The following is a 13,344-nucleotide window of genomic DNA, read 5'->3' as shown; positions in this document are numbered from 1 at the left end:
ACGTCTGGGAAGCGCCGGTGAAGGCAGGGAGCGGAGGGGAGAGCCGGTACCGAGCGCCGGGCCCTCCCCGGGGCCCTCAGAAGCCCGGCGGCTCCGTGTAGGTGCCCCACTCCTCGCGGAGCACCCCGCAGATCTCGCCGAGCGTGGCCTCGGCCCGTACCGCGTCCAGCATCGGCGCGATCATGTTCGAGCCGTCGCGGGCGGAGGCGAGCATCGCGTCGAGGGCGGCGGTCACCTTGGCGTCGTCGCGGTGGGACTTGCGGTCGGCGAGCTGGCTGACCTGGTCGCGCTCGACCTCGTGGCTGACCCGGAGGATCTCCAGGTCGCCGGTGACCGAGCCGTGGTGGACGTTGACGCCGACGACCCGCTTGTCGCCCTTCTCCAGGGCCCGCTGGTACTGGAACGCGGACTCGGCGATCTCGCCGGTGAACCAGCCGTCCTCGATGCCGCGCAGGATGCCGGAGGTCATCGGCCCGATGGGGTGCTGCCCGTCGGGGTGGGCCCGGGTGCCGCGCTCCTTGATCTGGTCGAAGATCTTCTCGGCCTCGGCCTCGATCCGGTCGGTGAGCTGCTCGACGTACCAGGAACCGCCCAGCGGGTCGGCCACATTGGCGACGCCGGTCTCCTCCATCAGCACCTGCTGGGTGCGCAGGGCGATCTCGGCGGCCTGCTCGGAGGGGAGCGCGAGGGTCTCGTCGAGGGCGTTGGTGTGGAGCGAGTTGGTGCCGCCGAGCACGGCGGAGAGCGCCTCGACGGCGGTGCGCACCACGTTGTTGTACGGCTGCTGCGCGGTGAGCGAGACGCCGGCGGTCTGGGTGTGGAAGCGGAGCCACTGCGCCTTGTCGGTCTTGGCGCCGTACGTCTCCTTCATCCAGCGGGCCCAGATGCGGCGGGCGGCGCGGAACTTGGCGATCTCCTCGAAGAAGTCCAGGTGCGCGTCGAAGAAGAAGGAGAGTCCGGGCGCGAAGGTGTCGACGTCCAGGCCGCGCGAGAGGCCCAGCTCCACGTAGCCGAAGCCGTCCGCGAGGGTGTACGCCAGCTCCTGCGCGGCCGTCGCCCCGGCCTCGCGGATGTGGTAGCCGGAGACGGAGAGCGGCTTGTAGGCGGGGATGTCGCGGGCGCAGTGCTCCATCAGGTCGCCGATGAGGCGCAGGTGGGGCTCGGGCTGGAAGAGCCACTCCTTCTGCGCGATGTACTCCTTGAAGATGTCGGTCTGGAGCGTGCCGTTGAGGACGCCCGGATCGACGCCCTGGCGCTCGGCGGCGACCAGGTACATGCAGAAGACGGGCACGGCCGGGCCGCTGATCGTCATCGAGGTGGTGACGTCGCCGAGGGGGATGTCCCCGAAGAGGACCTCCATGTCGGCGGCGGAGTCGATGGCGACCCCGCAGTGGCCGACCTCGCCGAGCGAGCGCGGGTCGTCGGAGTCCCGGCCCATCAGCGTCGGCATGTCGAAGGCGACGCTGAGGCCGCCGCCGCCCGCCGCGAGGATCATCTTGTAGCGCTCGTTGGTCTGCTGGGCGTTGCCGAAGCCGGCGAACTGGCGGATCGTCCAGGTGCGGCCCCGGTAGCCGGTGGGGTGCAGCCCGCGGGTGAAGGGGTACTCCCCCGGCCAGCCGATCCGCTCGAATCCCTCGTACGTGTCACCGGGGCGCGGCCCGTACGCGGGCTCGACCGGGTCCCCGGAGAGCGTGGTGAAGTCCGCGTCACGCTTGCGGGCCTTGTCGTAACGGGCCTGCCAGCGGAGGCGGCCTTCCTCGATCGCGTCAGCGTCCATACTCCGAATTTACTAGGACGTCCTAGTAAATGTCGATGGCAAACCGCCCGGCGCTTTGCGCGCGGGCGGTTCGGGGCGGTCCGGGCGCCCTCGGCTCAGGCCTTGGCGGTGACCGGTGCGGGGTCGGTGACCAGGGCGCGGGCCTCGCGGCTGACCTTCGGCTCGACGAAGAACGAGGCGAAGGGGATGCAGCCCGCGGCCAGCACCCACAGGAGCTTGCCGAAGGGCCACTTCGCCTTGGAGCCGAGATCGAACGCGAAGACGACGTAGACGATGAACAGCACGCCGTGGATCTGCGAGATCAGCATGGTGTCGCCGGTCTCGAAGCCGTACTTCGCGATGATCGCCACGGTGAAGACGAGCAGCCAGATGGCGGTGACGTAGGCCATCACCCGGTAGCGGGTGAGCACGTTCTGTTTCATGGCTACGAGCGTAACGGGACGACCGGGGCGATCTTCGCGCGACCCCGGTCCCACCGGAGGCCCGCGTTCACTTCTCCTCGAAGTCCTGGGCCGCCACCCGCAGCGGACGCAGCATGGCGAAGATCTCGGCGCACTCCTCGGAGTCGTACACCCCGAGCCCGAAGTCGATCGCGACCAGGTCCCGGGTGGCCGCCTCGACGACGTCGCGGCCCTTGTCGGTGATGGACGCCAGCGTCCCCCGGCCGTCGTTGGGATTCGGCCGCTTGTCGACGAGACCGGACCTGACCAGCCGGTCCACGGTGTTGGTGACCGAGGTGGGGTGCACCATCAGCCGCTCCCCGATCTTGGACATCGGCAGCTCTCCGGCCTTGGAGAAGGCGAGCAGCACCAGCGCCTCGTACCGGGCGAAGGTCAGCCCGTACGGCTTGACGACGGCGTCGACCTCGGCGAGCAGGATCTGCTGGGCCCGCATGATCGAGGTGATCGCCCCCATCGAGGGCACGGGTCCCCAGCGCTGCTGCCAGAGCTCGTCGGCGCGGGCGATGGGATCGAAGGGAAGACTGAGCGGCTTCGGCACGGCATCGACCTTACCGACTGGTCACATGCCGGTCAGCCCCGTCTCGTCCTTCGGTATCGGACATCCGTCCGGGGGCTGTCCTGCGGACCTCGGCGACGAGCAGGAGCGTAAGGACGGTACCGATGATTCCGGATCCGGCGACCACCTGGTGCACGGGGAAGAACTCGGCCGCGAGCCCCGCCAGCGCCATCCCGAGGCCCTGGACGGTCATCAGCCCGGCGGTGAGCAGCGTCATGGCCCGGCCGCGCAGTTCCTGGGGCACGGCGTCGACGAACCACTGGTCGAGCCCGATCACATAGGCCGCGCCCGCACCGGCGAGGGCGAGGGCGGCCAGGGCCAGCGGCAGCCCGGGGCGGACCACGTACACGAGGAGCGGGAGCAGGCCGGCGGCGGCGACCGGCAGGACGATCCGGGAGCGGTTACGGGGGCTGAGCGCGGAGCCCACGAACAGCTCGGCCCCGATGTGCCCGACGGCCATCGCGCAGAGCAGCAGCCCGAGCGCGGCGGGCGGGGCGCCGATCGCGTCGGCGTACGGGGCGGCGAGCGCCTCCGGGGCCACCACGAACATCGCGGGCAGCCAGAACAGCAGCATCAGCGCCCGGATGCGGCGGTCGCCCAGCACCAGGCGGGCCCCGGAGAGCGACTCCTTGAGGAGGGTCCCGCCGCCGTCGCCCGTGACGGCGCGGGCCGGGCGGTCGCGGGTCCCGAAGCGGAGGAGGGCGGCCGAGCACAGGAAGGTCACCACGGTGACGGTGATCGCGCCGCGCGGGGACAGCACGGTGAGCAGCACCCCTCCGGCGCCGAAGCCGATGAGCATCGCGCTCTGCGAGACGATCCGCAGCAAGGAGCGGCCCAGCACGTAGAGGTCGCCCTCGCCGAGGATGTCGGTGAGCGCCGCCATCCGGGTGCCGGTGAAGACGGGCGCGACGGCGGCGACCAGGCAGCGCAGGGCGAGGAGTCCGGCGACCGGGGTGGCGGGCACCAGCATCACGGCGACGCAGGCCGCGCAGAGCAGGTCGCAGACGACCAGGACGCGGCGGGCCGGGTAGCGGTCGGCGACCCCGGCGAACAGCGTCCCGCCGATCAGGTACGGGAGCAGCCCCAGCGCGAACGTCAGCGCGCTGAGCAGCGGGGAACCGGTGAGGTCGTAGACGAGCACGGTGAGCGCCAGTTCGCTGACCACGACGCCGAGCAGCGAGAGCAGGTGCGCGGCGAAGACGGCCCGGAACTCGGTGACGGCGAAGACGGCCCGGTAGCCGCGCGGGGCGGCGGGGGCCGGGACGTCGGGGCCGGGGGCGGCGGACTCCCGGAGCGTGGGCCCGGGGCCCGGGTCACGGTGGGCGGCACGCTCCGGGGGCGGAGCCGGGACCGGCCCCGCCGGGGCGGGCGGGGTACGGGGTGTGTCCGCCGGGGCGGGGCTGTCGGTCGGCATGGGACGAGCCTGCGGCCGGGGCGCGGCCGGTCCTAGACTTTCGGCTGGAGCCGAATGTCCGGGCGGGTGCGAGGGAGAGAGATGCCGTTCCAGCTGCACTTCGGTGAGAGCGATCTGCTGCGCTGCCGGTTCGCGCTGTCACCGCTGTTCGAGACCCAGGAAGCGGTGCGCACCCTGCGCCGCACCGGCCGCCACGGCTACCACCTGCCGTGGCTCCGCCGGATCCGGGAGGCGTCCGGGGCGCTGGACCTGGAGCCGCTGTGGCTGCTGATGCCGGCCGTCGGCCACAACCCGGACTTCATCTGCCCGCCGCCGATCGGGCCGCTGGCCACCTTCGAGGAGGAGATCGCGGCGGTGCGGGCGGTCGATCCGGAGGTGGCGCGGGCCGACATGGCACTGGCCCTGGCGGACCGGCACGGAGGGAGCGCGTCGCCGGTCGGGCGCCGGCTGCTGGCCGACCCGGCGCGGGCCGTACGCGAGCTGGCCGACCTGCTGGAGCAGGCCTGGCAGGCACTCATCGAGCCGTACTGGCCCCGGCTGCGGGCGCTGCTGGAGGCGGACATCACCTACCACTCGCGGCGGCTCGCGGACAGCGGGCTCGAACAGCTCCTGGGTGAGCTGAGCCCCCGGCTGAGCTGGAACGGCTCGACGCTCACGGTGGCCGGGACCCAGGGCGACCACGAGCGGGTGCTCGGCGGGCAGGGGCTGGTGCTGATGCCGAGCGTCTTCGTCTGGCCCGAGGTGGTGGGCGGCCACGAGGAGCCGTGGCGGCCCGGGCTGATCTACCCGGCGCGCGGCATCGGCGGGCTGTGGAGCGAGTCCGGCGACCGGACCCCCGAGACCCTCGCCCGGCTGCTCGGCCGGGTCCGGGCCGACGTGCTGTGCGCCCTGGACGAACCGGCCGGGACGAGCGCGCTGGCGCACCGGCTGGGCCTCGCCCCCTCGTCCGTGTCGGACCATCTGTCCGTGCTGCGCGGGGCGGGACTGCTGACCTCGCGGCGCTACGGACACCAGGTGCTGTACGAGCGCACGCCGCTGGGCATCGCGCTGGCCGCCTCCGTCTGACGCGCGCCGGGCGGCCGTCGCGGGCATAAGGGTCACGAAAAGTGTCGCACCGCCACTCCCCGTAACCGTTATGTCACGATTGCTCACGTTTCCCTGTGCTCCGTATCCGTGCGTCACCGCCGCCCTAGGGGTCTGGATGTCCGGCCGCAGAATCGTCCCCCGCGCTCTCCCCCGTACCCTCCCGGTCCTGGCCGCCCTCACCCTGGCGACCGTGCTCACCGCGGGCTGCTCGACGCCGGAACCGCGTGTCACCGGGACCGCCGATGCGGCGGACGAGCTCGTCCGGGGAGAGCCCGCCCCGAGCGCGGCCTCCCCGTACTGGGTCGACCCGAACAGCGACGCGGCCCGCCAGGTGCGCACCTGGGAGAAGGAGGGGCGCGAGGCGGAGGCGAAGATCCTGCGGCGGATCTCCGACCGGCCGGTGGCCGACTGGCCCGCGTGGGACGACCCGGCCCCGGGCATCCGGGCCGCCGCGAAGTCCGCCGCCCGCACGAAGAAGACCCTCCTGCTGGTGGCGTACAACATCCCGCACCGCGACTGCGGGCTCTACTCCGCGGGCGGCGCGAAGGACGCGGACGCCTACCGCTCCTGGATCGGGGAGTTCGCGGCGGCCATCGGGGACGCCCCCACGACCGTGATCCTGGAGCCGGACGCCCTCCCCCACATCACCGACGGCTGCACCCCGGCCGAGCACCACGCCGAGCGCTACCAGCTCCTCTCCGAGGCGGTGGACACGCTGGGGGCCCTGCCGAAGACCCAGGTCTACCTGGACGCGGGCAACCCGGACTGGATCGACGAGCCGGCCAAGATGGCACAGCCGCTGCGGCAGGCCGGCATCGACCGGGCCGACGGCTTCTCGCTGAACGTCTCCAACTTCCAGTCGAACGAGAGCGTGAAGACGTACGCCGGCCGGCTCTCCGACGCCGTGGGCGGCTCGCACTTCGTGATCGACACCAGCCGCAACGGCAACGGCCCCCTGTCCGGGGGCCGTGAGGAGGCCTGGTGCAATCCGCCGGGCCGGGGGCTCGGCGCTCCGCCGACCACCGACACCGGCGACGACCGGCTCGACGCCTATCTGTGGATCAAGCGGCCGGGCGACTCCGACGGCACCTGCCGGGGCGGCCCGCCGGCCGGCGACTGGTGGCCGGAGTACGCGCTCGGCCTGGCGAGGCGCGCCGCCTCCTGAGCCGGTAGCGGCGCGCCCCGGGGGGTCAGGCGACCTTGACCCACTTCGCCTCGGAGGGGACGTCGTCGGTGTCGGTGACGAAGAGCATGTACCAGCCGGGCGGCACCAGCGTGGGGTCCTCCGGGACGGTCACGCTCACCTTGCCGTCGCCCTTCTTCAGGCCCAGTTCGATGGAGCGCTGCTCGACGTCGGTGGTGTGGGTGACGGCGCTCGGGCGCATCAGCCGGGCGGTGGCGATCCGGTCCGCGTCGGCGCTCTCGTACGTGAGGGTCGTCCCGCGCTCGGCGTTCTCGGGGCCGTTCCCGATCACCGGGCGATCGTCCTTGCCGCGGTGCAGGGCGGGCGGGGTGTAGACCTCCATGCGCTGCTCGAACTTGCCGAGCTTGGTGTTGTCCTTGTCGCCGTAGAGCGAGTCGGAGCCGAAGGTCGCCACCCGCCCGTCGGGCAGCAGCAGCGCCTCGGAGTGGTAGTTCCGCCCCACCGTCGGCTCGGCCGCCTCCTTGAAGGTGTTGGTCCTGGGGTCGTAGGTCTGCGCCTTCAGGATGTTGCTGGCCCCGCGGCCCCGGTAGTCCTCGGATCCGCCGCTGGTGAAGACGGTGTCGTCGGGCATGATCACGCTGTTCAGATAGCGCGTGCCCTGCGGCAGGTCGGGGCCGGGCTCGAAGGCCGGGTTGTCCTGCTTGAGATCGATGACCGCCGTGCGGGCGGTGGACTTCTTGGACTCGCCGACCCCGCCGCCGCCGAGCACCATCACCTTCTGGTCCTGCACGGGCGGCAGCAGCAGCGAGGCCGCCGTCTCCAGCTGGTCGGTGTCGGTCAGCCCGGGCACCTGGGTGAAGGTGTTCTTCTCGATGTCCCAGATCCCCGGCTCGCGCCCCTTGTCCGCCGGGCCGTAACCGGCGTTGGCGCCCGGGTAGAAGAGCTTGCCTCCCTTGGTCAGGAAGAGCGCCGGGTAGGTCGGGAAGTAGTGGAAGGGGCCCTTGGACCACTTCTTCGTCTTCGGGTCGTAGACCTCGTTGTCGCCCGGGAGGATCGCGCCGACGTCGTCGAGGCCGGAGACGGAGAGCACCCGGCCGTCCTCCAGACCGACGAGCGTCGGATACCAGCGGGCCTCCTTCATCGGGTCGACCTTGATGTACTTCTCCGCCGTCGGGTCGAACTCGTAGGCGGCGCGGATCCCCTGGAAGTCCTGCTTGTCCATGGTGATCTTCTCGGCGAGGCCGTAGGAGTTGTCGGCGGCCTTGCCCTTCAGCCCGACGATCTCGTACTGGGCGGCGTCCGTCGCCACCGCGTCGGGCCCGTCGTCCACCGCCTCGACGAAGACCCGCTGCTCGGAGGCGGTCACCTTGGTCTTCCACGGCTTCATCTGGCCGCTCTCGAAGTAGTCGACCTCGAACTCGCGCTTGGCCTTGGGGACGGTGACGTCGAACTTGGCCACGTACTCGGTGCCGGAGGAGGAGCGGAAGACCGTGCCCTTCTTGAGCTTCAGCGGCTTGTCCGGGTTCTCGTTCTTGACCCGCATACCGCCGCCGGCCCGCTTCACCTTGTCGTCGAGCACCTCGTAGCGGGCGGTGCCGCCCGCGATCAGGAGGCGGCCGTCGGGGAGCTGGGCGTGGCCGCCGCAGAAGAAGTCCTCGGGAGTGGGGATCTTCTGGAAGGTGTTCTCGGCCGGGTCCCAGAGCACGGTGTCGAAGGTGCCCGCGTCGAAGTTCTTCTCGTCGTTGCCGGAGCCCGCGACGATCAGCACCTTGCCGGTGTGCAGGAGCGCCGCGTGGATCGCGTTGGTCCGGTACTCCTTCGGGATGTCCACGCGCTCCCAGGAGCCGTACTCCGCCTTGTACTCCGGCTGGTCGATCTTGTACGCGTGGTACCTGTCCTCGGCGAAGGACAGGGCCGCGGGAGCGTTCAGCCCGGCGAGCAGCACCACCGCGCCGCCTCCCAGGAGCGTCTTCCTCATCTGCTTCGAGGGCCGGTAGGCCATGGGTCAGTTCCCTCCTGCGGTGGTGGTGGCGGTGGTGCCGGCGCTCGCCGCGGTGGTCGCCGACGGGGCGGGGCCGGCGACGAAGACCGGTTCGGGCGGCGGCGGCGCCGGGACGGGGACGGCGTATGCGGCGTCGGCGCGCCTGTCCTGCCGGACGGTCCAGGCCCAGGCGGCGACCGGGGAGAGGGCTATCGCCAGCCCCAGCGCCGCCCAGGTCCGCATCGCCACATGGGTGTGGTCCAGATACACGGACGCGGCGAGCGAGGAGAGCAGGACCGCGGCCCAGCAGAGGTGGATACGGAAGGTGAGCAGCCGGTCCGGGGAGGTCTGGCCGCCCTTGGGCGTGACGACGAACCGGCCGTCGGTGCGCAGCACGGCCGAGCCCAGCGACTTCAGGTAGATCGGGGCGGAGAGCGCGGACATGGCCATGCCGGCAAGACCGCCGGAGCCCTCGGGCTCGTGCGGGGAGACGTTGTGCCGGCGGTTCCAGAGGTAGAGCCCGATCTGGAGGGCGGCGGCGTCGCTGTAGAGCATCAGCCAGATGGAGGCGGCGACCTGGGTGCCGGACGCCCCGAACCAGAGGAACAGCACGCAGCTGCCCACGCCGAGCAGCCAGTTGACCGCGGTCATCGGGTAGTAGACGAGCATCAGCGTGTAGCTGAGGAGCCGGCCGGGCGGCAGCCGGAACAGCGCCTTGCCGTACTGCTTGAACAGCGTCTCGTACGTGCCCCGGGACCAGCGCAGCTGCTGGGTGAAGAAGTCCGTCCAGGAGGCGGGCCCCTCGCCGACGGCCAGCACGTCGGGCGTGTAGACGGAGCGCCAGTAGTGCCCGGTGTGCGGGTTGCGTCGGCGGTGGATCTCGAAGCCGGTGGCCATGTCCTCGGTGATCGAGTCGTACAGGCCGCCGACCTGCCGCAGCGCGGCGATGCGCACGACGTTGTTGGTGCCGACGAACATCGGGGCGCCGTAGCGGTTGCCCGCGCGCTGGATCAGGGCGTGGAAGAGGAACTGCTGCGACTCGGCGGCCTTGGTGACGGCCGAGTCGTAGTTCCCGTAGACCTGCGGTCCGACGACGAAGGCGACGTCCGGGTCGCGGAAGTAGCCCATCATCCGCTCCAGGAAGTTGGGCATGGGCACGTGGTCGGTGTCGACGGAGGCGAAGAAGTCGTAGTCGCCGCCGTGCAGGGCGATCCAGGCGTTGTAGTTGCCGTGCTTCGTCTTCGCCTTGTGGACGCCCTTGTCACGGTTCCACTCGGGGACCCCGCGCCGGGTGAAGTGGTGGACGCCCAGCTCGGCGCAGAGCATCCGGGCCCCGGGGTCGTCGCCCTCGTCGAGCAGCCAGACGTCCAGCGGACCGGGGTGTTCGAGCTGTACGGCGCCCTTGAGGGTGGCGCGGACCATGGAGAGCGGTTCCTTGCCGGGGACGTACGTGGTCAGGAAGGCGACCCGGGTGCCGGGCTCGGGCGTCACTGGGACGGGGTCCCGCGCGACGAGCGTGGCGTGCGCGATGGAGACCACGTTGACCAGCATGAACAGCTCGATCAGCGCGATCGACACCAGCATCACGGTGTCGGCGACGACCAGCCAGCGCTCCCCGTTCTCCCGCTCGGTCCAGTGCGTGGGCCAGACCAGGTACAGCAGCAGGACGCCCGTGAGCACCGGGGCGAGGGTCATCAGCAGGACGGCTCTTATTCGGTGCTTCTCCGTCGAGAGCAGGCTCCTGTACCGCACCCGGTACCCCGTCGGCTCCGGTTCCGTGAGCGGACCCGCGAGCCGGCTGTAGGTGTCGTAGTCGTAGCCCTCCGACCGCACCGTGCCTCCCACTGTCGAACGGGTTGATATCCCCACAGAAGGGGACAGCTAACGGCGTGTCGACTTGGCGGGTCCGAGTGAGCGGTTTTCGATCCGGAGCCGGAAAAGCCCCCGACCGTGTGGTGCCGGGGGCTTTTCGGGTGAACGCGGGAGATGCCGTACGGACGGCTCGTCAGGTGGCGAGGTGGCGCTCCACGGTCTCGACCTTGGAGGTCAGACCGTCGGTGACGCCGGGCCGGATGTCGGCCTTCAGCACCAGCGAGACGCGGCCGGCGCGGGCCTCGACCGCGGCCACGGCGCGCTTGACCACGTCCATGACCTCGTCCCACTCTCCCTCGATGGAGGTGAACATGGCGTCGGTGCGGTTGGGGAGCCCGGATTCCCGCACGACCCGCACGGCGTCGGCGACGTACTCCCCGACGTCCTCGCCGACACCGAGCGGGGAGACGGAGAACGCGACGATCATGCGCTGACCGTGCCCTCGCGGCGGGCGCGGGCGGCGATGACGCCGTCGGCCTCGTACTTCTTGAGGAGCTTGTCGCCGTAGAGCCCGCCGAAGGGGATGACCGCGAGGACGAAGAAGAGCGCGACGCGCTTGAGCGGCCACTTGGCCTTGACCCAGACGTCCAGCAGGAACACCACGTAGATCGTGAACAGGAGGCCGTGCAGCGCGCCGAGCGGCGGCATCAGGAAGTCGATGTCCGAGACCCGCATGAGAAGCGAGCCGAAGATGAGCAGCGCCGGGAAGGAGAGCGCCTCGGGAAGCGAGATGAGGCGCAGCCGGTGCAGGGCGGAAGCGGTCTTGATGTCCACGAGGGCACCTTCGAGTGGGAGGGTCGCGTGGGCTTGTGAACAGACGCACAAGCCGCCCCCATTGTGGCATCGCGCCGGGGCGCCCCCGGCGGCGGGGGCCGGGGCGCCCGCCGGTGCGCGTATCGCCGCATACCAGCGCCGGTCCGCCCGCGCATCAGGGACGTAACGGTTCCGGAGCCTCTGGCCGGGGCGCGGCGCGGACGGCTACCGTCGTCGCGTGGCGATGTTCCGACTCCAAGGCAGCAAGACGCTCGCCGTCGATCTGACGGGCGATGCCGTCAAGGCGAAGAACGGTTCGATGGTCGCGTACGACGGCCGGATGTCCTTCAAGAAGATGTCCGGCGGCGGTGAGGGGCTCCGCGGCATGGTGACCCGCCGGCTGACCGGCGAGCAGATGACGGTGATGGAGGTGTCCGGACAGGGCACCTGCTACTTCGCCGACCGGGCGAGCGAGATCAGCCTGGTCTCGCTGCGCGGCGACACCCTGTACGTGGAGGCGAGCAACCTGCTGGCCACCGACGCCGGGCTGCGTACGGGCACCACGTTCACCGGGCTGCGCGGCGGGGCGAGCGGCAACGGCCTGTTCACCACCACGGTGGAGGGCACCGGGCAGGCGGCGATCACGTCGGACGGCACGGCGGTGCTGCTGCGGGTCTCCCCGCAGTATCCGCTGATGGTCGACCCCGGCGCGTACATCGCCCACCAGGGCAGGCTCCAGCAGAGCTTCCAGTCGGGGGTGAACTTCCGGACGCTGATGGGCGAGGGCTCCGGCGAGGCGTTCCAGATCCGCTTCGAGGGCGACGGCCTGGTCCATGTGCAGCCGAGCGAGCGCAACACCGTCGGGGGCGAGGTCTGATGCCGTTCCGGGAGATCAACTCCAAGATGGTCGAGGCCACCCTGGCCCCGGGCCAGAAGCTGTTCAGCCAGCGCGGCGCGATGCTGGCGTACCGGGGCGAGGTGTCCTTCACCCCGAACCTCCAGGGCGGACAGGGCGGCGTCGCGTCGATGATCGGCCGCCGGGTGGCGGGCGAGTCGACGCCCCTGATGACGGTCGAGGGCTCGGGCACGGTGATGTTCGGCCACGGCGGCCACCACATCCAGGTGATCGAGCTGGCGGGCGACACCCTGTACGTGGAGGCCGACCGGCTGCTCGCGTTCGACGGGACGCTCCGGCAGGGCACGATGTTCATGGGCTCGCAGGGCGGGGTGATGGGCATGGTGCGCGGTCAGGTGACCGGCCAGGGCCTGTTCACCACCACCCTCCAGGGGCACGGCGCGGTCGCGGTGATGGCGCACGGCGGGGTGATCGAGCTGCCGATCGCGCCGGGCCGGGACGTCCACGTCGATCCGCAGGCCTACGTCGCTCATCACGGTGATGTGAGGAACAGGCTCTCCACGGCCGTCGGCTGGCGGGACATGGTGGGGCGCGGCTCCGGCGAGGCGTTCCAGCTGGAGCTGAGCGGCAGTGGTGCGGTGTACGTCCAGGCGTCGGAGGAGAAGCTGTGAGCACGCCCGTGGTCCTCGACCCGATGACGCTGCCGTCGGACGACAACGTCAACTCCTACACCTTCTGCGTGGAGCTCAAGGGGAGCCGGTGGTTCCTTCAGAAGGGCAAGATGATCGCCTACTACGGGCAGATCCAGTTCGACGGGATCGGGCACGGCCGGTTCGAGCGGCTGGTGCGGTCCAGCTTCCACTCGCCGCTGCACGCGAGCGACTGGGTGGTGGCCGAGGGCAGCGGGAAGATGCTGCTGGCGGACCGGGCGTTCGACGTCAACTCCTTCGACCTGGAGGACGGCAACCTCACCATCCGGTCCGGGAACCTGCTGGCGTACCAGCCGACGATGGCGCTGAAGCAGTCGATCGTGCCGGGGTTCGTGACGCTGATCGGCACGGGGAAGTTCGTGGCCGCGTCGAACGGCCCGGTGGTGTTCATGGAGCCGCCGCTGCGGGTGGACCCGCAGGCGCTGGTGGGCTGGGCCGACTGCCCCTCCCCGTGCCACCACTACGACCACGGCTATCTGACGGGTGTGATGGGCGGCATCCGGTCGCTCACGGGGATCGGCGGGACGTCGGGCGAGGAGCACCAGTTCGAGTTCGTCGGGGCGGGCACGGTGCTGCTCCAGTCGAGCGAGGCGCTGATGGCGGAGCAGGCGGCGGGCCTGGTCCCGAACGAGCCGGGCGTTCCGGGCGGCGGGGGTCACCCCGGGTCCGCTCCGCGCATGCCCGGCCAGCTGGGGGACCTCCAGCGTCGCTTCGGGTTGTGAGCGGTAGTCTGC

Annotated in this window: 13 protein-coding genes; 5 read left to right on the top strand and 8 right to left on the bottom strand. The window is 71.1% G+C overall.

All coding sequences use genetic code 11. The features are described from left to right. Positions 1-76 precede the first annotated feature (76 nt). From OG245_RS26760 to OG245_RS26745, 4 genes are all read right to left on the bottom strand, one after another. Positions 77-1,777 carry a methylmalonyl-CoA mutase gene (locus OG245_RS26760; RefSeq protein WP_371625967.1) on the bottom strand — a complete coding sequence of 567 codons (1,701 nt, stop codon included), beginning with the start codon at positions 1,775-1,777 and terminating at the stop codon, positions 77-79. Positions 1,778-1,872: 95 nt separating this feature from the next. Beyond that, positions 1,873-2,199, bottom strand: coding sequence for a DUF3817 domain-containing protein (locus tag OG245_RS26755; protein ID WP_026290710.1), 327 nt, complete (start codon positions 2,197-2,199; stop codon positions 1,873-1,875). A gap of 67 nt (positions 2,200-2,266) precedes the next feature. Continuing rightward, positions 2,267-2,776 carry a MarR family winged helix-turn-helix transcriptional regulator gene (locus OG245_RS26750; RefSeq protein ID WP_217226404.1) on the bottom strand — a complete coding sequence of 170 codons (510 nt, stop codon included), beginning with the start codon at positions 2,774-2,776 and terminating at the stop codon, positions 2,267-2,269. A gap of 10 nt (positions 2,777-2,786) precedes the next feature. Continuing rightward, positions 2,787-4,208: an MFS transporter gene (locus tag OG245_RS26745; protein WP_371625966.1), complete on the bottom strand. Its 1,422-nt coding sequence runs from the start codon at positions 4,206-4,208 to the stop codon at positions 2,787-2,789. 81 nt (positions 4,209-4,289) lie between these two features. Between OG245_RS26745 and OG245_RS26740 the strand changes: the two genes are divergently transcribed. Beyond that, the gene (locus tag OG245_RS26740; protein WP_371625965.1) at positions 4,290-5,273 is read left to right on the top strand and encodes a DUF5937 family protein; all 984 of its coding nucleotides are present in this window, start codon (positions 4,290-4,292) and stop codon (positions 5,271-5,273) included. A 136-nt stretch (positions 5,274-5,409) separates the two neighbouring features. Next, positions 5,410-6,459, top strand: coding sequence for a glycoside hydrolase family 6 protein (locus OG245_RS26735; protein WP_371625964.1), 1,050 nt, complete (start codon positions 5,410-5,412; stop codon positions 6,457-6,459). A 25-nt stretch (positions 6,460-6,484) separates the two neighbouring features. On the opposite strand, the gene OG245_RS26730 is transcribed toward OG245_RS26735, so the two are convergent. The 4 genes from OG245_RS26730 to OG245_RS26715 all read right to left on the bottom strand — a co-directional run bounded on the left by OG245_RS26730 (position 6,485) and on the right by OG245_RS26715 (position 11,065). After that, a complete protein-coding gene (locus OG245_RS26730) occupies positions 6,485-8,440 on the bottom strand; it encodes a galactose oxidase-like domain-containing protein (protein ID WP_371625963.1) in 1,956 nt (651 codons plus the stop codon). Positions 8,441-8,443: 3 nt separating this feature from the next. Then, the gene (locus OG245_RS26725) at positions 8,444-10,252 is read right to left on the bottom strand and encodes a glycosyltransferase family 2 protein (protein WP_371625962.1); all 1,809 of its coding nucleotides are present in this window, start codon (positions 10,250-10,252) and stop codon (positions 8,444-8,446) included. 172 nt (positions 10,253-10,424) lie between these two features. Beyond that, a complete protein-coding gene (locus OG245_RS26720) occupies positions 10,425-10,718 on the bottom strand; it encodes an MTH1187 family thiamine-binding protein (protein ID WP_371625961.1) in 294 nt (97 codons plus the stop codon). Continuing rightward, complete coding sequence (locus OG245_RS26715; RefSeq protein ID WP_003966215.1) at positions 10,715-11,065, bottom strand: DUF3817 domain-containing protein; 351 nt, start codon at positions 11,063-11,065, stop codon at positions 10,715-10,717. Before OG245_RS26715 ends, OG245_RS26720 begins: the two co-directional genes overlap by 4 nt. Positions 11,066-11,288: 223 nt before the next feature. On the opposite strand from OG245_RS26715, the gene OG245_RS26710 reads away from it, so the two are divergent. Genes OG245_RS26710 through OG245_RS26700 form a run of 3 tightly spaced genes read left to right on the top strand, consistent with a single transcriptional unit; the run spans position 11,289 to position 13,332 of the window. Beyond that, entirely contained in the window at positions 11,289-11,921 is a 633-nt protein-coding gene (locus OG245_RS26710) for an AIM24 family protein (protein ID WP_371627997.1), read from the top strand. After that, on the top strand, positions 11,921-12,571 hold the full coding sequence (locus tag OG245_RS26705; protein WP_371625960.1) for an AIM24 family protein: 651 nt from the start codon (positions 11,921-11,923) through the stop codon (positions 12,569-12,571). The genes OG245_RS26710 and OG245_RS26705 overlap by 1 nt, the downstream gene beginning before the upstream one ends. After that, positions 12,568-13,332, top strand: a complete 765-nt coding sequence (locus tag OG245_RS26700; protein ID WP_371625959.1) for an AIM24 family protein — start codon at positions 12,568-12,570, stop codon at positions 13,330-13,332. The genes OG245_RS26705 and OG245_RS26700 overlap by 4 nt, the downstream gene beginning before the upstream one ends. Positions 13,333-13,344 lie beyond the last annotated feature (12 nt).

The organism is Streptomyces sp. NBC_01116 (assembly GCF_041435495.1).
In the GTDB taxonomy this organism is placed as follows: domain Bacteria; phylum Actinomycetota; class Actinomycetes; order Streptomycetales; family Streptomycetaceae; genus Streptomyces.
This window is presented reverse-complemented; position numbering and strand designations above follow the sequence as displayed.